Genomic DNA, 18,741 nt, shown 5'->3' on the forward strand with positions numbered 1-18,741 from the left:
CGGCAGGACTTCCATCTCGGCAGGACTTCCATCTCGGCAGGACTTCCATCTCGGCAGGACTTCCATCTCGGCCGGATTTCCACCTCGGCAGGACGGAGGCCGGCCCTTGCCGGTTCGACATCGCGCGTCGGGCACACGCGCAAGACGGAAACCGGCGTCGAACCGGCCCACGTGACCGGAACTCGGGGCGCTCACCCGTCTCCGTGACGCGCCTTCACCCCTACGTAACGCATTTCACTCATCAGGAAATCATCCCTGTCGATGCGGGCAGAGTGATTGCACACAATCCTGTCCGTGTCGTTACGTCTTCAGGCGGCGAAAGGTTTCGCTAACCACCGAGGGCGTGTGAAAACGCAAAAGCGGTAGAAGGATCTTCCAAGAACAACCTGGGCAGCGCCGAATTGCAGGCTTAAACCGCGTCAGAACCGACCTTCAGCGGGGCCGCTTGTCTGCCGCGCAGACGATTGTTCTACAATTTCGGCATGCGCTTTCGTTTTCACACAGGCTCCACCCCTGTCGCTCGACGATCCGTCTCTGGCCTCAGCCCATCGTCTGGGACGATAACCGGTCCCATGACCCGACTGACCCGCCCACGGCTCAAACGCATGACCCTCGCCGCGCTGCGCGTGCGCTCCCTCGTCGGGGATCGCAAGCGGGGAGAACTCCTCGCCGGTCCCCTGGTGATCCCCTGCGCCCTCGGCCGCAGCGGCATCGCGACGCGCAAGCGCGAGGGGGACGGGGCCTCACCGCGCGGCCGGTTCGGGCTGCGGACGGCCGTCTATCGGCCCGATCATCTCAAGGTCCGCCCGGTGACCGCGCTGCCGATCCGGCCGACGCGCCCGCACGACGGTTGGTGCGACGCGCCCTCCCACCGCCGCTACAACCGGCCACTGACGCTGCCGTGCCCCGGCGTCAGTGCCGAGGAGATGTGGCGCGGCGACGGGCTCTACGACCTCGTCGTCGACATCGACTACAACCGCGGTCCGATCCGTCCGGGCCGAGGCTCGGCGATCTTCATTCACGTCGCCCGGCCGGGATATCCGCCCACCGAGGGCTGTGTCGCCCTGGCGCGGGCCGATCTGCTGCGTTTGCTGCGTCGCCTCGGGCCCCGGACCCGCCTGCGGATCGGTTGAGGTTCACCGGGCCGCCGCGACCCTGACGCGCTGCAGTGTCATGATGGCGGCAGCGGCGAACAGGCAGAGGGCGCCCGCCGTGAAGAAGGCCGGCAGGTAGCTCGCCAGGACGTCGCGCGACACGCCCGCCCCATAGGCCGCGCTCGCCGCCCCGAGCTGGTGGCCGCAGAAGATCCAACCGAAGACGATGTTGGCCCGCTCCCGCCCGAACCGGGCCGCCGTGAGCCGCACCGTCGGGGGCACCGTGGCGATCCAGTCGAGGCCGTAGAGCATCGCGAAGAACGAGAGGCCGACCAGCGAGAAGTCCGAGAACGGCAGGCACATCAAGGCGATCCCGCGCAAGGAGTAATACCAGAACAGGAGCCAGCGGTTGTCGTAGCGGTCGGAGAGCCAGCCCGAGGCGACGGTGCCCACGAAGTCGAAGGCGCCCATGGCGGCCAGCACCCAGGCACCCTGGACCGGGCCGATGCCGTAATCGGCGCAGAGCGGGATGAAGTGGGTCTGGATCAGCCCGTTGGTGCTCGCTCCGCAGATGAAGAAGGTCGAAAACAGCACCCAGAACACCCGCGTTGCCGCCGCCTCCCGCAGGGCCGCGATGGCGCTTCCCGCGCTCGCTGTCGGGAGCGGAGCCCCGGTCGGGGCGGCGTCGCCGTAGGGCGAGAGCCCGAGATCCTCGGGACGGTCGCGCATCAGCAGCAGGACGGCGAGGCCCGTCAGCGCGAGCAGGCTGCAGACGAGGATGAGGGCGGCCCGCCAGCCCAGGCTTTCGGTCAACGCGGCCAGCACCGGCAGCACCACAAGCTGGCCCGTGGCCGAGCTCGCCGTGAGGAGCCCCACGACGAGGCCGCGCCGGGCCGTGAACCAGCGCGTGGCCACCGTCGCCCCGAGCACCAGGGCGGTGAGGCCCGTGCCGATGCCGACCACCACGCCCCAGAGCAGGACGAGTTGCCAGACCTGGCTCATGCCGAGCGACAGCAGCATCCCGCCGGCGATGAGCAGGAGCGCGCACAGCACGATGCGGCGCGGCCCGTAGCGGTTCATCAGGGCGGCCGCGAAGGGCCCCATCAGGCCGAACAGGACGAGGCGGACCGCCAGAGCCGCCGAGATCGTGCTGGTGTCCCATCCGAACTCGCGCTGCAAGGGCAGGATCAGGACGCCCGGCGCGCCCACCGCGCCGGCGGTGACCAGCATCGTCAGGAAGGTGACGCCCGCGACCACCCATCCGTAATGGACGCCCCGCTCGGCGAGTCCGGCGGCGAGTCGTGTCGAAGGGGATGTGGGCATGTCGGCCTCGCGACGGCCGCTCGGCACGGGCCCGATGGCCATGCTGGATAGGCCATGCCCGATAGGCCGCCATGGGGGCATCCGACAAGCCCCCGCCCCGCAGGGCCGGTGCGCTCAGCGCGCCCAGACGCCGAGGCGCTCACTCCGGGCGCGGTCCTCCGCCGCCACGAGGTCCGGCGTCGCCTCGGGGGAGGCGCGGCCACCGCCGTTGAACAGCACCACCTCGGACAGGTCGCGTCCATCCACCGAGCACAGATGCGCGTCGCTGCCGGGCACCGGCTGGCAGGTGACCGGCCGTTTGCCGAGGTAGCGCGCCAGCTCCTCGCGCTGGCCGCCGCGAACCCAGACCACGCCGAATAGCCGCACCACCCGTCCGCCGATCTTGAGCGTCGCGGTGTCGATCACCTCGGCCGGCCCGGCGATCTCGCCGGCTTGCGGCGCCGCTTCCGCCTGCATCGGCGCGTCGTCCGGGGCCGGCTCGTCGTCCGGGACGGGCGGTTTGGCCGGAGCAGGGTCCGGAACCGGGCCGGCGGATGCAGGTGCGGGATCGGCGGGGCCGGGCTTCACCTGGGCGGAGGGCGGGGTGGCGGGCGCCGTCTCCGGGACGGACGCCGGGATCTGGGCGACGTCGGACCCGTCGTCCCTAATCGCCAGGACGACGACTGCGAGGATGCCGATTCCGGCCAGGGCCGCGATCGTGGACGGCCGGCGCAGGATGCCGCCCGCGCCGAGCGCATCCCGGGTGTCGTCCCAACCCAGGCGCCCGCGGGCGGCCGCTGCCGCGGACATCGCGCCCACACGGTCGCGAAGGCGCGAAGCGGCGACGCGGGCCTGTCCGCCGAGACGATCGGCCTTGACGGACAGGTCCCCCGTCGGCGCGGGCGGAACTGCTAAGTCAGCCGATCCTGCGCCTCCCTCCGCCGGCGGAGCCGGCGTGAAACGCTCTTCCACCCGTGTCCGTACCTGCGTCAGGCGGGCTCGCGCCGACATCGCCAGGGTCCGGGCACGGGTGCCCGATGCCGCCACGAGGGAGCGGGCGCGGGCGGATTGCTCCGTCCAGACCCGTGTCGCCGCTCCTTCCGCTGCCGGGGCAGGCGGCTGCGGGTCATCGGCGACGACGGGTTCCGGTTCGGCCGGCTGGAACAGCGCGGGATGACGACTGCGCAACCTGCCGACGAGGTCCGCGAGGGTCTCAGGGCCTTCGTTGTCGGGGCTCTGGCGCGCGGTGCCGCGCCGGTCGACCACCCGGTAGCTCGGAGGCTCGGCGATGACGTCGACCTCGGCTTCAACGAGAAGGGCCAAGGTGCGCCGGGCGAGAGGGTGGGGCCGGGCCTCCGCGACGGCGGCTTCGATCTGTGCCCGGATCGCAGCGCGTTGGCTCTCCCACGCCCCATCACCCCCCGTGACCGCGTCGTCGGAAGGCTGCGCGCCGGCTGGATCGTGGGCGGACGGATCTTGGGCGGTATCGAGGGACATGAGTCGCGTCTTAGGCGCCCGGTTTGGCCCGCGCGTCAACCAGGGTCGCCGAGGCGGCACGGCGCAGGACGCGGCCGGATTCCGCGACGATCACCGGACGTCCCTCGGAGAAGCTGATCTCCAGCACCAGCTCGCCGATACCCTGCGAGCGCGTTCCGCGGGCCGGGTTCTGAGCCCGGTAGTCGAAGGTCGCGCGGACGATGCAGGTTCTCATCGCCGCGTTGCACGAGGTCTGGATCGCCCCGGGCTGAGCCGCGTAGCGCCGTTCCGGCCAGCGTTGGGCGAAGCGCCGCTTGTCGGCGAGCAAGGAGGCCAGGGTTTCGGTCCGTCCGAACCGCCGGACGTGCGACGCGTAGAAATTCTGCGCTCTCGCCAGGCTCTCGGCGTTGGGGGCGGAGACGTTGTCGAGGTAATCGAGGGTGAGGCGCTGCGCCTGGCTCGCCCATTCGGGGAAGCGCGGATCATTCACCGCCGGTGCCGGGCCCGAAGGCGGGCTCGGGTTGAAGACGAGACGGCTCGGGGTCTTGCGGATCGAACGCCGGGTCTCACCCGCGTATGCCGCCCGCCGCCGGCTGATCTTTGCCTCCGTCGGCCGCGATGATCCGGCGACCGTGTCCTGCGCGGTTCTCCGTGCGGAGGCCCGGGGCGACTCGTTCAGCGCCGGCGCGGCGGGTTTGTCCGGCTCGGCCGACGGGGTGGCCTGGGCCGCCGGCTTCGACGGAGGATCGACCCAGCCCGGCCGCGGTTCCGCCAGGGCGGATCCGAAGGTCAGGCTCCCGGCGAGCAAGCTGGCTGAAACGAGGATCAGGTGGTCGCGCATGGCATCATCACCGGGATCGCGGACGACGGACGGATCGGCAGGACCGCGCCCTGCCCGAAGCCGGACAGTAATCCGATCCGACACCGATCAACATGAGCAGGACCGTCTCAGGTTCCATTGCGGAACCAAGAACGCGGGTTCTCCCCGCTTTGCCCGTATCCTGCCGCGTCGGGATCCCGACCGCGTCGGCTCGACGAGAGCGTCCTGGTGATTCGGCGAGACCTGCCATCGAGACCTGCCATCGAGACTTGCCATCGAACTTGCCATCGAGCCTTGGCAAAAGGGGATTGGGGAACGAAGCTCGGCGTTATCGAAGTTTGGGGTTGTCATCGCCGGCGAAACACCCAAGTCACTCTCCGTTGGGTCCGGGCCCCTCTGGCGGTGGACGTGTCGACCGCGATGTCGGACCCCTTCTCTGCCTTCGCGCAACGCCGTTGCGCGAGTGCACCGGAGGGACGTCACCGCGTGATCATGATGTTTTGGCCTGCCCACGAGCCTCACCGACGGGAGAGCCCGTCGTGGTGAACGCGCCTCCGTCGGAGCGGCGTGCTCTCCTTCTCGTCAACCCCAATGCCCGCAACGGCACCGTGCCGCTCGACGCCATCCGCGATGCCCTGCGCTCGGGCGGGATCGATCTCTTCGAGCCTCCGGGGGACGGGGACTGCACCGCGGTGATCCGGCGCCATGCGGAAGGATGCGATCTCGTCATCCTGGGCGGCGGCGACGGCACCATGAACGCGGCCGCCCCGGCCCTCGTCGAGACGGGCCTGCCGCTGGGAATCCTGCCGCTCGGCACCGCCAACGACCTCGCCCGCTCCCTCGACCTACCCCTCGATCCCGTCGCGGCCGCCCAGCTCATCACCACCGAGGAGGCCCGTCCGGCCGATCTCGGCTGGGTCAACGGGCATTACTACTTCAACGTGGCGAGCATTGGCTTCTCGGCCGAGCTCGCTGGGGATCTGACCGCCGAATCGAAGAAGCGGTGGGGGACGCTCGGCTACGCCATCGCGGCGATCCGGGTGCTGCGCCGCGTGCGCCCCTTCAGGGTGATCCTGGAGCATGACGGGCGCACCGAGAGGGTCACCACCATCCAGGTCTCCGTTGGCAACGGCCGCCATTACGGGGGCGGGATGACCGTGGAGGAGACCGCCCGCGTCGACGACGGCAAACTCGATTTCTACAGTCTCGAGGTCTCTCATTGGTGGCGGCTGCTCGCGCTGCTGCCGGCCCTGCGCAAGGGCACGCAAGGGCGCGCCGCCGACGTGCGCGCCTTTCAGACCAAGGAGATCGTGGTGAGGACGAGGCGTCCGCGCCCCGTCAACACCGACGGCGAGCTCTCCACCCACACGCCCGCCCATTTCAAGGTCGTGCCGGGCGCCGTGCGCATCTTCGCCCCCGATCCGTCCGCGTCCCGGCCGATCCTGCCGGGATTGAACGTGCCTTTCCCCTTCGCCTCGAGATCCTGACGCCGTGGACAGCCTGCTTCAACTCGCCGCCGACCCTGCCGCCTGGGCCGCCCTCGCCACGCTGATCGTGATGGAGGTGGTGCTCGGCATCGACAACCTCATCTTCATCTCGATCCTGACGAACAAGCTGCCCGAGGAGCACCAGACCAAGGCCCGGCGCATCGGCATCGGCCTGGCTCTCATCCTGCGCCTCGGGCTGCTGGCGTCGATCGCCTACATCGTCCAGCTCACCGAGCCGGTCTTCGAGGTCCTCGGCAAGGCCTTCTCCTGGCGCGACCTCATCCTCATCGCCGGCGGCCTGTTCCTGCTCTGGAAGGCGACGCAGGAGATCCACCACTCCGTCGATCCGGAGCCCGAGGACAAGGCCGTCGGCGGCAAGGCGCAGATCGGCTTCGCCGCGGCGATTGGGCAGATCCTGGTCCTCGACCTCGTCTTCTCCATCGACAGCATCATCACCGCGGTGGGCATGACCGATCACGTGCCGATCATGGTGATCGCCGTCCTCGTCGCCGTCTCGGTGATGCTGCTCGCCGCCGACCCGCTCTCGCGCTTCATCGCCAACAATCCCACCGTGGTGATGCTGGCGCTGGGCTTCCTCATCATGATCGGCATGACGCTGATCGCCGAAGGCTTCGGCGCCCACGTGCCCAAGGGCTACATCTACACCGCCATGGCGTTCTCGGCGGGCGTCGAGGGGCTCAACATCCTGGTCCGGCGCCGGCGCCGGGCGAAGACCGGGAACCTCTGAGGAACCCCGCGTCCTGCCGGGTGCGGCAGGACGCGACCAGGCTGTGGATAAGTCGGCGCCCCCTTGCGGCCGTTCCGGGTGGGTCCCCTTGCTTTCCGAGATCACGCAAGGGGCGATTTTCGAGAATCGCTCCGGGTGCGAGGTGCTTGTGGATAACCCTCCGGGACCCCATCTTTCAGACAGTTGGGCGTCGCCCTTGACGCTCGGGAACCGTTAAGATTAATTGAGAACATATGGCGAACAAGAGAGCTCTGTCCTGGTCGGCCGCCCTGCGCGACCTGCGGGACGATCGGTCACGGAGATTGGACGTGCGTGAAGAACGCCTGAGATCCACGGCTGGCCTGCGCGGCACGCCGGCTCTGACGCTCAGCGCGTGGCGTGGGCATTCCGGACGCCGCTACGTCGTCGGTGTCCACGACCTCGTGGAGCCGGACCTTGCCGAGATGGGCGAGGCGGTGGTGATGGCGGTGCGCCGCGATGCCGCCGGGGTGGCCGAGCTCGTGGCGGTCTCCACGGCTGGAGGAACGCCGCGCGAGCGCCTGCACAACTGGGTCGCCCGAGCCCGCAAGGACGGCGCCACGGAGATGCACGTCCACCGCCTCGCCGAGGACGAGGCCGAGCGCCGCGCCATCGTCGCCGATCTCGACAGCCCGACCACGGCCGACCTGGAGGGTTGAGACGACCTGGAGGGTTGAGGTCGAGGGCGATCGTTCTGCGACGCGGCTTCGCTCACGCTTGCATCCTGGGTCCAGGCTCGTCCAAGACGGGCCTTTCGCGAGACGCCGCGGTTTCGGCCGATCGCCAAGGGCAATCGCCGAGGAACGAGAGCGATGGCGTCTGACGCTGGGAACGCTGGGGTGCACGAAGCGGCGCGGGTCGGGAAGGCGCCGAGCCGAATCGGCCTGTTCCTGCCCTTCATCCTGTTCAGCCTTCTCGTCGTTTTGTGGTCCGTGGCCTGGTTCTGGATCCGCGGCCGGGCGACCAACGAGATGGATGCCTGGCTCGCCCGCGAAGCGATGGCGGGCCGGAGCTGGACCTGTGCCGACCGTTCGGTCACCGGCTACCCGTTCCGGCTCGAACTGCGCTGCGGCTCCCTCGCCTTCTCCCGCGCCGATAGCCGCTTCACCCTCGGCCCGCTCACCGCCCTGGTGCAGGTCTACCAGCCGCGCCACGGTCTGTTGCAGGTCTCCGGCCCGTTCCATGTCGAGCAGGGGGCCTTGAGCGCCGACGCAACCTGGAAGGACCTCGAGGCGAGCTTCCACGGTGCATCCGACGGGTTCACGCGCGCCTCGCTGGTCGTGAACGGCGCCAAGGGCACGATCCGGGGCACCGGCCCGGAGCCGATCGGGTTCGCGAGCGATCATCTCGAAGCCCATGCGCGGCCGACGCCGGCCCGCTTCGCCACCGACGGGGCCGTCGATCTCAGCCTGCGCCTCTCCAAAGCGGCGGTGCCGATGATCGATCCCCTGCTGGGCAACGCCGATCCCCTCGACCTCGCCCTCGACGCGACCATCGATCGGGCCGCTGATCTGCGCACCGGCGAGGTCGCCCGCGAACTCGAGGCGTGGCGCAAGGCGGGCGGGCGCCTCGACATCGCGCTTCTGTCCCTCGCCAAGGGCGACCGCCGGCTCCAGGCCAGCGGGAAGATCGTGCTCGACGAGGAACATCGCCCGGCCGGTGACATCGACATGCGCGCCGCCGGCCTCGAAGCTCTGATCAGCCAGGTCATGGGCCAGCGCATCGGCGCTGAGCGCGGTGCCCTGGTCGGGCGTCTCCTCGGTCAGCTCCTCTCCGGCGGCCGCCCTTCCAAGGCTGAGGCACCGGCCGCCTCCGCCGATGCGGCCCTGAAGCCGCTGCCTCCGTTGCGGCTCGCCGACGGTCGGCTGCTGCTCGGGCCTTTCGCGATCCCGAACGTCGTCGTGCCGGCGCTCTACTGATGTGAGCTCCGCTCGATCGAAGCGGACATCGAGTCAGCAAGCCCGCACGCCGTCTGAGCGAAGCATCAGACGAATTCCATGAGGTTGATCGTCCTCATTCCGAATCTGGACGGCAGATTTGCAGGGCGAGGGGGCGCAAAGCATCCGCTTCGGGCGCATAGGAGCATCGAGGAGCGAGGCTTGCCGGCAACCGGATCGCTCCTGGTTCCGTTGCCGTGCCGGGTCCTCCGGACAGGCCCTTGTCAGAGCAGGTCCCGATGGCGGCTCCCGAACCCTCGATCCTGCCGACGACCAAGGCCGCCTCGGCCGTCGGCGCCGCCTACCCTCTCCTCACCCTCACGGCGATGCTGTGGGCCGGCAACGCGGTGATGAGCAAATGGGCCGTGGGCGAGGTCTCGCCCCAGGCCCTCACCTGCCTGCGCTGGACGATGGTCTGCGGCGTGCTCCTCGGGATCGCCCGGTCCGATATCCGGCGGGACTGGCGCCAGCTCTCCGGGTCATGGCTGCGCATCCTGCTCATGGGGGCCGGCGGCTACACCGCCTTCAACAGCCTCTTCTACGCCGCCGGCAACTACACCAGCACGCTCAACCTCGCCCTGTTCCAGGGCGCGTTGCCAGTTCTCGTCATCCTCGCCAACTATGTGGTGAGCCGTACGACCGTGAGCCCGTTCCAGGCGCTCGGCGTCACCGTGACCCTGATGGGTGCGGCAGTGGCGGCGACCCATGGCGACTGGTCGGTTCTCACCACCCTGGCGCTCAACCGCGGCGACGTGCTCATGCTCGTCGCCTGCCTGCTCTATGCCGGCTACACCGTCGCGCTGCCCTCCCGGCCTCCGGTCTCCGGGTTTTCCTTCTTCTCCGCCATGGCGGTGGCCGCCTTCCTCACCTCGCTGCCGCTCCTGGCCGTGGAATGGGCCGCCGGCAACCTGATCTGGCCGACGCCGAAGGGCTGGGCGATCGTTGTGTTCGTGGCCCTGGGACCGTCGCTCGGCTCGCAACTCGCCTTCATGCGCGGGGTCGAGCTCATCGGCCCGAACCGGGCCGGCGTCTTCGTGAACCTGGTCCCGGTCTTCGGGGCGTTCCTCGCCGTGGTGCTCGTCGGCGAGCCCTTCCGCTGGCACGACGGCCTCGCGCTCGCCCTTGTGCTCGGCGGCATCCTCATCGCCGAGCGCCTCGGGCGGCGCCGGACACAACCGGTCTGATGGGTCACACCACCGCGTCCCAGGTCTCGCTGACCGCGCGGCCACCCATCATAAGCCGTGCCCGCAGGACGATGTCACCCGGGGGCAGGGGCGTCGGCGGGCGCCATTCGACGTAGAGCCGCCAGCCGCCGGTGGGCGTCACCCTCTCGATGACGGGGTCGACCATCGTGCCCGCACTCGCCGAGACGATCGCGGTGATCTCGGCCTCCGCGCTGTCGGGCAGGCCCGGCCCCTCGAAATCGATGGCGAAGAGCCGTCGTCCGGGAATCGGCGGCGTGACCGCCCGGAGCTGGTCGGGGGACCCGACCCGGGTCGAGACCACCCGGGCGAGCGCGCCGGGAATCGTCGGGTCGGGTTCGGCCCCCACCGTGGTGAGGGTGTAGTCGAGTGAGAGCCGCGTGCCCTGCGCGACGGCCCCGCGCGGAACGAAGGCGGCCACGACGTTGTCGGCGTATTCCTCCCGCGAGGGAATCTCGAACAGCTCCACCGCGCCGGGACCGAAACCGCCCTGGGGCCTCGGCTCCACCCACAGGCCCGGCCGCGCCTCCTGGCGGGCCTGGACGTCGAGATAGGCGGCAAAGCGCCGCTCGCGCTGCAGCAGGCCGAACCCGACGAGCGCATCGGCCTCGAACAGCGAGGCCTGCGGCCCCGCCCGCCCGTTGACGAGCGGCCGCCACAGCCGGTCGCCCGGGGTCGCCACCACGAGCCCGTCGGAATCGTGGACCTGCGGCCGGTAATCGTCGAGCGGCACCGCGCCCCGTGCGCCCGGTCCGTTCTGCCCGTGCAGGAACATGCTGGTGAGAGGGGCGATCCCGAGGCGTCCGATCGCATGGCGTGGATGCAGCGAGGCCGAGACCCCGATCCGCGAAGGATCGCCGGGCGCGATCTCGAAGCGGTAGGCCCCGGCGAGACTCGGGGAATCGAGGAGCGCCAGCACCGTGACCGTGCGGGCTTCGGGTTCCGGCTCGCAGATCCAGAAGGCGGTGAAGTCGGGAAATTCCTCCGGACGGCCCGGATTGGCGGTGTCGATGGCGGCCGCCCGCGCCGAGAGCCCGTATTCCTGGCCCTTGCCGCGCAGGCGGAAATACGAGGCGCCGAGGAAGACGAGGAACTCTTCCTGGCGCGCGGCATCCTGCGGGTCGAAGGCGTAGTGGAGACGAAAGCCGGCAAAGCCCAGTTCCGGCGAGAAGCTTCGGCCCGCGAGTTTGTCGCCGAGTCGGAACAGGCGCGACTCGTAAGGAATCGGCCGGGGCGGTCCGACATCGCCCTGGAGGAACAGGGCGACGCGCTTGCGCTGCAGGAAGCCCCGATGGAACAGCTGCACCGAGAACAGCCGGTTGAGCTTCGGCGACGCCTCCGGCCGGAAGATGATGCCCCGATAGGCATCGTAGTCGAGCTTGGCCAGAGCCGGCGGCAGGTCGTCGGGATGCGGCTGGTAGAGCGCCTCGGCCAGTGCCCGTGCCTGGGCGACGACGCCCTCGAAGGTCATGGGGCCGGGCGGAACGGAGCTCGCATCCTGGGCATGCCCGCCCGCGAGCGGCAGCATTGTCCCCGCAGCGGCGGCAAGACCACCCAGGAGCAGGCTACGGCGGGGAAAAGTGTCGTGAGCGTGTGGGAGGGCAGGGTCCGTCATCGGTGCTTTCTTGAAGGGCATCGTCGTAAAACACGCGCTTCCCTCACCCCTGTGGGGTGGGATCGAGGGTTGGGGTGACACGGGGCTGCGGCAAGCGGAACCACCCGTGCCTCCGGCGCCCCACAAGGGGGAAGGAGAGGCGCGAAACACGCCCGCCGCATCGTAGGGAAACCCCTATCACGGCACGACGATCTCCACCGTCACGCTCACCCGCGCCTCGAGCGCGATGCGGCCGGGGCGCACGGGCAGCCTGATCTCGCGGTCCTGGGCGGGCGCGGCCGCCATGGCCATCGGCTTGGCGGCACATCGTAACCCGCCGCCGTCTTCACCGGGCGTCGCGATGGCGAGGATGCGCCCGGGCTTGGCGCCCGCCGCACCGATCAGCCGCCGTGCCCGGTCGAGGGCCTCCTTCACCGCGCGCTCCTCCAGGGCCAGGACCCGGGTCCTGGCATCGCTGAGCCCGAATTCCGCGGAGCGCACCAGGGCGCCGGCCTCGGCGAGACGCGGCAGCAGCGCCGGCACCGCCGCCAGGTCGCCCGTCGTGAGGGTAAGGCCGTAGCCCGCGCTGTATCCGGTCCGGCGGCGCTTCTCGACCATCTCTTGCCCGCGCTCGTTGCGGACCGTCTCGTACACGGCCTGGACCGTGGGGCCGTCGCTCTCCGTGTCGGCCTCCGGGATCCCGGCTGCCGTCAGGACGCCGAGCACCCGATTGACCTTCGCGGCGAGGTCGCGGCTCGCCTCCTCGGCGCTCGTGGCCGCCGCCTCGACGCGCAGGGCGATCTCGGCACGGTCCGGCATCACCATCTCGCGGGCATGGCCTGCGGCCTCGATCGACGGGATCGCCCTGGCCGCGACCTGCGCCCGGACCGGTCCGGAACCCAGGATGGGAGCGCCGAGCGCGAGGCAGGCCGCCAGGAGCGCGACGCGGTGTGGCATGGTCCGTCTCAGCCCTGTCATCGATCCCTGGTCTCCGTCTCCCCATCGTCCCGACGTGGCGATAAGAACCCCTGCCGGCTGAATCGCGGCCTTGGGTCCCGTTCGGGCGCCATTCAGGCGCGCCGTCCCTAAGTCGCAACCAGGCTGACCGCCTTTCCTCCTCCCCGCGAATGCTCCCTGCCCCATGTCGAACATCCGGTTGCCGCAGGCCGCGCCTGCTGTCGAATTCACGAATGCGCAGGAGCCGGCCCCGACGCTGATCGGACGCCGCCTGCTGCTGGCTCTGCCCACGCTTGCGACGGCCGCGACCGCACTGGCCCTGGCCTGGGGCGCCTATGGCACCCCGGACGGGATGCTCGGCTGGGGCGTGCTCGTGCTCTTCGGCCTCGTGATGACGTGGCAATCCTTCGTGGCCTGGCAATACCTCTACGGCCTCGTCGCCGACAGCCTCGGCGCACGGGTGAAATCGGCCCTCGAACTGCGGTCCGAGACCATGCCGGCCCGCGCCTCGGGTGCGACCCGCACCGCCGCCGTCGTGGCGATCCACGCGGAGGATGCGGTCGCTGTGTTCGCGGGCCTGCGCGTCATGGCCCGCTCGCTCCAGCGGGAGGGAGGAGTGGTGAATGGCGGCAGCGGCGATGACATCGACATCTTCGTCCTGTCCGACACCCGCGACGGCGCCATCGCGGCGGTCGAGGAGCACGAATTCGCCCGCATCACGGCCTGGGCGGCGCAGGGTGGCCCCGGCCTGCCCCGGTTCCGCTACCGCAGGCGCGAGCAGAACACGGGCCGCAAGGCCGGCAACATCACGGAGTTCTGCCGCACCTACGGGTACGAATACGATTTCATGATCGTGCTCGACGCCGACAGCCTGATGACCGGCGCCACCATGCGCCGCCTCGTGCGGCTGATGGAGGAAGCGCCGAAGGTCGGCTTGATCCAGACCGTGAGCTACGCGGCCGGCCGCGACACCCTGTTCGCGCGAATGCAGCAATTCGCGGTGCGGCTCTACGCGCCCCTGGCGATCCGGTGCCTCGAGACTTGGCAGGGGCCGGACGGAAGCTATTGGGGCCATAACGCGATCCTGCGCATCGACGCCTTCGCGCAGAACGCCGAACTGCCGGTTCTGCCGGGCAAGGCACCGCTCGGGGGCGAGATCCTGTGCCACGACATCGTCGAGGGCGCGCTCCTTCGCCGGGCCGGCTGGGAGGTTCGCCTCCTGCCGGAGATGGGCGGGACGTGGGAGGAGATGCCGACCAACCTCGTCGACCTCCTGGGCCGCGAGCGCCGCTGGTGCCAGGGCAACATGCAGCACCTTCGCGTGCTCGGGCTGCCCGGGCTCCGGGCGGCGAGCCGCTGGCACCTGGCCGTCGGCATCCTCTCCTACCTCGCCTGTCCGCTCTGGGTGCTGTTCCTGGCCGCCGCCGGAACGCAGGCGGCCCTGACCGGCGATCTCGGCCTCCTCGCCTATGGGCTCACCGGCACCGGCCTTGCCGCCCATGCGCTGGCCGCCCTCGTGGTCGCCGTGATGGCGGCGCCGAAACTCCTCAGCCTCGGCCACGTCCTCACCTCCGCCGAGCGCCGGGCGGCCTTCGGCGGCACGCGCTCGCTGCTCGTCAGCGCCGCACTCGAACAGGCGATCTGGGTGTTGCTGTGGCCGGTGATGACCCTGTTCGCGGCCGGCGCCGTGGCGACGACCTTCCTCGGCCGGGTGGTGCGCTGGGACGTTCAGGTCCGGGACGATCGCAGGGTGCCGTGGCGCGAGGCCTGCCGCCTCCAGGCCGACGCCCTCGTGGTCGGTGCTGTGCTGGCCGGGCTCCTCGTCTATGCGGGCGATCCCTGGCTCGGCCTCTGGCTGGCGCCCATCGCCGTGGCGCTCTTGTCGAGCCCGGCCCAGAGCGTGCTCACCAGCCGCGCCGATCTCGGCCGCAAGGCGCGGGCCGCGAGGCTGTTCCTGACGGTGGACGACACCGCCCAGGCGGCGGAACTCGTCGAACTCGCCCAGGGGCGCGGCGGCGCGCCGGTCCAGGACGTTCCCTCGCAGGGACGGATCCCACGGGGACCCGAGCCCGTCTGGCGGGCCGAGGAGGCGGTCGCCGGCTCGTCGCGCCGAGCGCCCTTGCCGGCCAATCCCTGAAACCTGACGGTTCAGCGGGTGGAGGGCTTGCCCAGCACGTCGATCGGGTTGGTGCGCTGGTTCGGTTCCGGCTGGGTCGGCGTGGACTTGCCCGCGCCCTGACTGCCGCTGGCGAGTTCGAGGCAGGTGACCATCTCGACATAGCCCGGCGAGCCGCCGAGCTCGGCCTGCTTGCCGCACTGGGTCTTGGCGCTGGGAGTGAACTCGCCCCAGCGCCGCTTGACCTCATCGCGGGCCTCGCGCTCGGAGCGCAGGCAGCCGTCGCGGCTCGCCTCCTGGGTGCCGACGCCGATCGAGCCCGCTGAGCGGCAGGTCGCGGCGACATCGAGATCGGGCGGTCCGCCCTGCGCGCTGAGCGGAGAGGCGAGGAGGACGAGCACGGCGGCACCCGTGGGGAGACGGCAAAGTGTAATGGCGGGGTCGTCCTCGCTTCGATTCGGCATCGCCACAACGCGCGAGACGGGGTTGGGTCGCGGCGCAATCGTCACGACGGGGCGTTGCGCAACGCCGCATCGAGGTCGGCGAACAGGTCGTCCACATCTTCGATGCCCACCGATAGCCGCAGCAGGTCGGCGGGGCAGGGTGTGCCCGGCCCTTCCACGGAGGCGCGGTGCTCGATCAGGCTCTCGACGCCTCCGAGCGAGGTCGCGCGCTTCCACAATCGCACTCGCGCCGCCGTGTCGATGGCCGCCGCCTCGCCGGCCGCTACCCGGATCGAGAGCATGAAGCCGAACCCGCCCTCCATCTGGCGGGCCGCCACCGCGTGGCCGGGATCGTCGGGAAGCCCTGGATAGAGCACCGACCCGATGCAGGGATGAGCGCAGAAGCGCCGTGCCAACTCTGCGGCGGCGGCCGATTGCGCCGCCACCCGAAGGGGTAGCGTGCGCAGGGACCGCATCAACAGGTAGGCCTCGAACGGGCCGAGGATGGCGCCGCCGCCCGACCGGATCATCCCGATCCGCTCCCAGGTCTCGTCGCGGCGCGCGGTGACCAGCACTCCGGCGACCACGTCGGAATGACCGTTCAGGATCTTGGTGGCCGAATGCATGACGATGTCGGCCCCGAGCCCGAGCGGCCGGGTGTGGATCGGCGAGGCGGCGGTGGAATCGATGGCGAGCCGCGCCCCGCCCGCATGGGCGATGTCCGCTGCGGCGGCGATATCGGTGATGGTCCAGAGCGGATTGCCGGGGGTCTCGATCCAGACGAGCCGCGTGCGCGGCGTCATGGCGGCGCGTAGGCCGTCGAGGTCGTCCATGGCGGCGAAGGCGAGACCCCATCCCCGGCGCGGCGCCTCCGCCATCAGCCAGCGGCGCAGGCCCCAGTACATCACGCGGGGCGCAACGATGTGGTCGCCGGGTTCCAGGGCGCCGAACACGGCGGTGGCCGCCGCCATGCCGGAGCCGAACAGCATGGCGCTCGGACCCTCCTCCAGCATCGCGATCACGGCCTCGCACTCTCGCACCGTGGCGTTGTCGGGCCGGGCATAGGAATAGCCCGACGTGTAGCCGTTGTCGGGATCGCGCAGGAAGGTCGTGGAGAGGTGGAGCGGAGCCACGACCGCCCGGGTCGCCGGGTCGATCCGCCCCATGGCCTGCGCGGCGAGGCTACGGCGGGTCAGGGCAGGGCGGTGTTCGTCCTGGTCCGGGGGCTCGGGCTGCGCCATGTAGGATGTCCCTGTCCAAAGCTGCTTTGCCGAGGCATTGCGGAACCGGCCGCCGATCGCAAGCTCGGGCTTCCGGAGCCAAGCTCTCTCACGGAACGTCCGGTTTCATGACCACCCTGTCGAGCATCCCGACGAGCCCCGCCCTTCCGCCGGTGTTGCGCCTGGTCGCTGCCATCGCGCCGGTGGCGGTCACCGCGATCATCGGATCGTTGGCCACGACGCCCAACATCGAGGGCTGGTATGCCGGCCTCACGAAGCCAAGCTTCAACCCGCCGAACTGGCTGTTTCCCGTCGCCTGGACGATCCTCGACACGATGATCGCGCTTTCGGCCTGGCGCCTGCTCGGGGCGAAGCCGCGCATCGGCCCGGCCGTGCGGGCATGGTGGCTGGCGGTGGCCGCCTTCGCGGCGCAACTGGCGCTCAGCGCCGCCTGGACCCCGGTGTTCTTCTCCGCGCACGCCGTCGGCACCGGCATCGTCGTGGTCGCGGCTTTGCTGGTGATGATCCTCTGGACGATCCGCCTGAGCTGGCGTTTCGACCGTCTCGCGGCCTGGCTCCTCGTGCCCTACGCCGCCTGGGTCTCCTTCGCGACGCTGCTCAACGCCGCGATCTGGCACCTGAACTAAAAGCCGGCCGGACCACCGTCCGGCCGGCTCGGACGCCTTTAGGCTGCGGAGATGTCGACCTGAATGTTGCCGCGGGTGGCATGCGAGTAGGGGCAGACCACGTCGGCGCGCTTGACGAGATCCTCGGCCTTCGCGTGGTCGATGCCCGGAAGCGTCGCCTTGAGGGTGACAACGAGACCGAAGCCGGCGCCGTCGTCGCGCTGGCCGATACCGACGCTCGACTCTACCTTGGCGTCGTCCGAGATCTTCACCTTGTCCTGCGCGGCGACGAACTTGATGGCGCCGAGGAAACAGGCGGCGTAGCCCGCCGCGAAGAGCTGCTCGGGATTGGTGCCGGTGCCGCCGCCGCCGCCGAGTTCCTTGGGCGTCGACAATGCGACGCTGAGCGCGTCGTTGTCGGTGGCGGCTTTGCCTTCGCGGCCGCCGGTGGCGTAGGCGTGAGCGGTGTAGAGTGCTTTCATCTCGATCTCCTGACGAGCTTGTCGACGAATTGTCGATGACAACCTGGGGCGGCGGGCGAGCCCCGACAGGGCCTCGCGGTCACGCTTCTGCGGCGTCGCTCAGCAAACGTTTCTCCCAGATCCGCTGATCGCATGAAACTAGATTGCGCGCAATATTGTTGAGCCACCCTGCGGCAGAGCCTTGTTCCCTTAACATGGGTCAGCCGCTGGCAAGCTCGATTGTGCGCGAACGACCTTTTCCCTAAAGTCTCGCTGCAACGCGGGAAATCAGTGCCGTGAAGCGGGAAGCGACAGGGCAGCACATCATGTCAGGCCGACAATCCACCGGAACGGCGAAGGCCGCGCAGGCAACGTTTGCCACGAATGACCATGGCCAGAGGCTCGACGATCAGCTCTGCTTTGCGGTCTATTCTGCCGCCCATGCCTTCGGCCGCGCCTATCGCGCCCTGTTGACGAGCCACGAACTCACCTATCCGCAATACCTCGTCCTGATGGTGTTATGGGAGCAGGAGGGGCTGACGGTGAAGGAGCTTGGCGGGCGCCTCTTCCTCGATTCCGGGACGCTGACGCCGCTCCTTAAGCGGATGGAGGCCTCGGGCCACGTCCGCCGCGCGAGGGACCGGACCGACGAGCGCCAAGTCAGTATCTTCCTCACACCGAAGGCACAGGCCCTCAAGGGCAAGCTCGATTGCGTCCCGTCCCAGGCCGGTGGAATGAGCGGCCTCAACCTGGAGGCGCGGCGCGAACTCCTTGACGTCCTCGTGAATCTGCGTGGCTCCCTGCACGACAGTATCGAGGCTGGTCCTGCCGACATGGCGTAAGGGACATGGCATGAGGGCGGATCGGAGGCCGACGAACGACGAAGCCGCCCCCGGGCGACCGGGGGCGGCTTTATGTGTGCGTCTGGATCTGGACCGTTTACTTCATGGTCGCGAGGTAGGCGATCACGTCGGCGACCTTCTTTTCGTCCTTGAGTCCGGCATAGACCATCTTGGTGCCCTTCACCTTGTTGGTGGCGGGTCCGATCAGCCATTCCTTGAGATTGGCCTCATCCCAAGTGATGCCGGATTCCTTGAGGGCGGCCGAGTAGCTGTAGCCCTCGATGGAAGCTGACTTGCGACCGACGACGCCAGTGAGGTTCGGGCCAACGCCGTTCTTGCCGAAGGCGTGGCAGGCCTTGCAGGCGGTGAAGGCCTTCTCGCCGGCGGCGGCATCCTGC

At 69.9% G+C, this 18,741-nt stretch carries 17 protein-coding genes and 1 pseudogene; 9 read left to right on the plus strand and 9 right to left on the minus strand.

Features of this window, described 5'->3' with window-relative positions:
- Nucleotides 1-572 precede the first annotated feature (572 nt).
- Complete coding sequence (locus tag ACFE7U_RS13085; protein ID WP_375409747.1) at nt 573-1,133, plus strand: L,D-transpeptidase; 561 nt, start codon at nt 573-575, stop codon at nt 1,131-1,133.
- Between the two features lie 3 nt (nt 1,134-1,136).
- Here the strand turns inward: ACFE7U_RS13085 and ACFE7U_RS13090 are convergent, their stop codons facing one another.
- The 3 genes from ACFE7U_RS13090 to ACFE7U_RS13100 all read right to left on the minus strand — a co-directional run bounded on the left by ACFE7U_RS13090 (nt 1,137) and on the right by ACFE7U_RS13100 (nt 4,713).
- Nucleotides 1,137-2,417: an MFS transporter gene (locus ACFE7U_RS13090; RefSeq protein ID WP_375409748.1), complete on the minus strand. Its 1,281-nt coding sequence runs from the start codon at nt 2,415-2,417 to the stop codon at nt 1,137-1,139.
- Between the two features lie 114 nt (nt 2,418-2,531).
- Complete coding sequence (locus tag ACFE7U_RS13095) at nt 2,532-3,893, minus strand: nuclease (RefSeq protein WP_375410169.1); 1,362 nt, start codon at nt 3,891-3,893, stop codon at nt 2,532-2,534.
- Nucleotides 3,894-3,903: 10 nt separating this feature from the next.
- Nucleotides 3,904-4,713, minus strand: coding sequence for a hypothetical protein (locus ACFE7U_RS13100; protein ID WP_375409750.1), 810 nt, complete (start codon nt 4,711-4,713; stop codon nt 3,904-3,906).
- A gap of 521 nt (nt 4,714-5,234) precedes the next feature.
- Between ACFE7U_RS13100 and ACFE7U_RS13105 the strand changes: the two genes are divergently transcribed.
- The 5 genes from ACFE7U_RS13105 (at nt 5,235) to ACFE7U_RS13125 (ending at nt 10,066) form a co-directional block, all read left to right on the plus strand.
- A complete protein-coding gene (locus ACFE7U_RS13105; RefSeq protein ID WP_375409751.1) occupies nt 5,235-6,179 on the plus strand; it encodes a lipid kinase in 945 nt (314 codons plus the stop codon).
- 4 nt (nt 6,180-6,183) lie between these two features.
- Nucleotides 6,184-6,927: a TerC family protein gene (locus ACFE7U_RS13110; protein WP_375409752.1), complete on the plus strand. Its 744-nt coding sequence runs from the start codon at nt 6,184-6,186 to the stop codon at nt 6,925-6,927.
- 308 nt (nt 6,928-7,235) lie between these two features.
- On the plus strand, nt 7,236-7,604 hold the full coding sequence (locus ACFE7U_RS13115) for a hypothetical protein (protein ID WP_375409753.1): 369 nt from the start codon (nt 7,236-7,238) through the stop codon (nt 7,602-7,604).
- 153 nt (nt 7,605-7,757) lie between these two features.
- Complete coding sequence (locus tag ACFE7U_RS13120) at nt 7,758-8,864, plus strand: DUF2125 domain-containing protein (RefSeq protein ID WP_375409754.1); 1,107 nt, start codon at nt 7,758-7,760, stop codon at nt 8,862-8,864.
- 257 nt (nt 8,865-9,121) lie between these two features.
- The gene (locus tag ACFE7U_RS13125; RefSeq protein WP_375410177.1) at nt 9,122-10,066 is read left to right on the plus strand and encodes a DMT family transporter; all 945 of its coding nucleotides are present in this window, start codon (nt 9,122-9,124) and stop codon (nt 10,064-10,066) included.
- A 4-nt stretch (nt 10,067-10,070) separates the two neighbouring features.
- Here the strand turns inward: ACFE7U_RS13125 and ACFE7U_RS13130 are convergent, their stop codons facing one another.
- Both ACFE7U_RS13130 and ACFE7U_RS13135 read right to left on the minus strand, forming a co-directional pair.
- On the minus strand, nt 10,071-11,555 hold the full coding sequence (locus ACFE7U_RS13130; RefSeq protein ID WP_375410178.1) for a glucan biosynthesis protein: 1,485 nt from the start codon (nt 11,553-11,555) through the stop codon (nt 10,071-10,073).
- A gap of 321 nt (nt 11,556-11,876) precedes the next feature.
- Nucleotides 11,877-12,635: an SIMPL domain-containing protein gene (locus ACFE7U_RS13135; RefSeq protein ID WP_375410170.1), complete on the minus strand. Its 759-nt coding sequence runs from the start codon at nt 12,633-12,635 to the stop codon at nt 11,877-11,879.
- Nucleotides 12,636-12,807: 172 nt separating this feature from the next.
- Between ACFE7U_RS13135 and mdoH the strand changes: the two are divergent.
- A pseudogene (mdoH, locus tag ACFE7U_RS13140) lies at nt 12,808-14,772 on the plus strand (glucans biosynthesis glucosyltransferase MdoH); the annotation flags it as partial.
- An 11-nt stretch (nt 14,773-14,783) separates the two neighbouring features.
- Here the strand turns inward: mdoH and ACFE7U_RS13145 are convergent.
- On the minus strand, nt 14,784-15,215 hold the full coding sequence (locus tag ACFE7U_RS13145) for a hypothetical protein (RefSeq protein ID WP_375410171.1): 432 nt from the start codon (nt 15,213-15,215) through the stop codon (nt 14,784-14,786).
- Nucleotides 15,216-15,256: 41 nt separating this feature from the next.
- A complete protein-coding gene (locus ACFE7U_RS13150; RefSeq protein WP_375410172.1) occupies nt 15,257-16,435 on the minus strand; it encodes a trans-sulfuration enzyme family protein in 1,179 nt (392 codons plus the stop codon).
- A 107-nt stretch (nt 16,436-16,542) separates the two neighbouring features.
- Between ACFE7U_RS13150 and ACFE7U_RS13155 the strand changes: the two genes are divergently transcribed.
- On the plus strand, nt 16,543-17,061 hold the full coding sequence (locus ACFE7U_RS13155; protein ID WP_375410173.1) for a TspO/MBR family protein: 519 nt from the start codon (nt 16,543-16,545) through the stop codon (nt 17,059-17,061).
- Between the two features lie 38 nt (nt 17,062-17,099).
- On the opposite strand, the gene ACFE7U_RS13160 is transcribed toward ACFE7U_RS13155, so the two are convergent.
- On the minus strand, nt 17,100-17,522 hold the full coding sequence (locus ACFE7U_RS13160; protein WP_375410174.1) for an organic hydroperoxide resistance protein: 423 nt from the start codon (nt 17,520-17,522) through the stop codon (nt 17,100-17,102).
- 305 nt (nt 17,523-17,827) lie between these two features.
- Between ACFE7U_RS13160 and ACFE7U_RS13165 the strand changes: the two genes are divergently transcribed.
- On the plus strand, nt 17,828-18,343 hold the full coding sequence (locus ACFE7U_RS13165) for a MarR family winged helix-turn-helix transcriptional regulator (RefSeq protein ID WP_375410175.1): 516 nt from the start codon (nt 17,828-17,830) through the stop codon (nt 18,341-18,343).
- Between the two features lie 97 nt (nt 18,344-18,440).
- Here ACFE7U_RS13165 and ACFE7U_RS13170 read toward each other — a convergent pair.
- The coding region (locus ACFE7U_RS13170; protein ID WP_375410176.1) for a c-type cytochrome at nt 18,441-18,741 on the minus strand (301 nt) is incomplete at its 5' end.

Source organism: uncultured Methylobacterium sp. (assembly GCF_964251405.1).
GTDB lineage: Bacteria > Pseudomonadota > Alphaproteobacteria > Rhizobiales > Beijerinckiaceae > Methylobacterium.

Coding starts and splice junctions, on each gene's coding strand:
- ACFE7U_RS13085 (WP_375409747.1), top strand. CDS start 573: ATGACCCGACTGACCCGCCCACGGCTCAAACGCATGACCCTCGCCGCG.
- ACFE7U_RS13090 (WP_375409748.1), bottom strand. CDS start 2,417: ATGCCCACATCCCCTTCGACACGACTCGCCGCCGGACTCGCCGAGCGG.
- ACFE7U_RS13095 (WP_375410169.1), bottom strand. CDS start 3,893: ATGTCCCTCGATACCGCCCAAGATCCGTCCGCCCACGATCCAGCCGGC.
- ACFE7U_RS13100 (WP_375409750.1), bottom strand. CDS start 4,713: ATGCGCGACCACCTGATCCTCGTTTCAGCCAGCTTGCTCGCCGGGAGC.
- ACFE7U_RS13120 (WP_375409754.1), top strand. CDS start 7,758: ATGGCGTCTGACGCTGGGAACGCTGGGGTGCACGAAGCGGCGCGGGTC.
- ACFE7U_RS13125 (WP_375410177.1), top strand. CDS start 9,122: ATGGCGGCTCCCGAACCCTCGATCCTGCCGACGACCAAGGCCGCCTCG.
- ACFE7U_RS13130 (WP_375410178.1), bottom strand. CDS start 11,555: ATGACCTTCGAGGGCGTCGTCGCCCAGGCACGGGCACTGGCCGAGGCG.
- ACFE7U_RS13135 (WP_375410170.1), bottom strand. CDS start 12,635: ATGCCACACCGCGTCGCGCTCCTGGCGGCCTGCCTCGCGCTCGGCGCT.
- ACFE7U_RS13145 (WP_375410171.1), bottom strand. CDS start 15,215: ATGCCGAATCGAAGCGAGGACGACCCCGCCATTACACTTTGCCGTCTC.
- ACFE7U_RS13150 (WP_375410172.1), bottom strand. CDS start 16,435: ATGGCGCAGCCCGAGCCCCCGGACCAGGACGAACACCGCCCTGCCCTG.
- ACFE7U_RS13155 (WP_375410173.1), top strand. CDS start 16,543: ATGACCACCCTGTCGAGCATCCCGACGAGCCCCGCCCTTCCGCCGGTG.
- ACFE7U_RS13160 (WP_375410174.1), bottom strand. CDS start 17,522: ATGAAAGCACTCTACACCGCTCACGCCTACGCCACCGGCGGCCGCGAA.
- ACFE7U_RS13165 (WP_375410175.1), top strand. CDS start 17,828: ATGTCAGGCCGACAATCCACCGGAACGGCGAAGGCCGCGCAGGCAACG.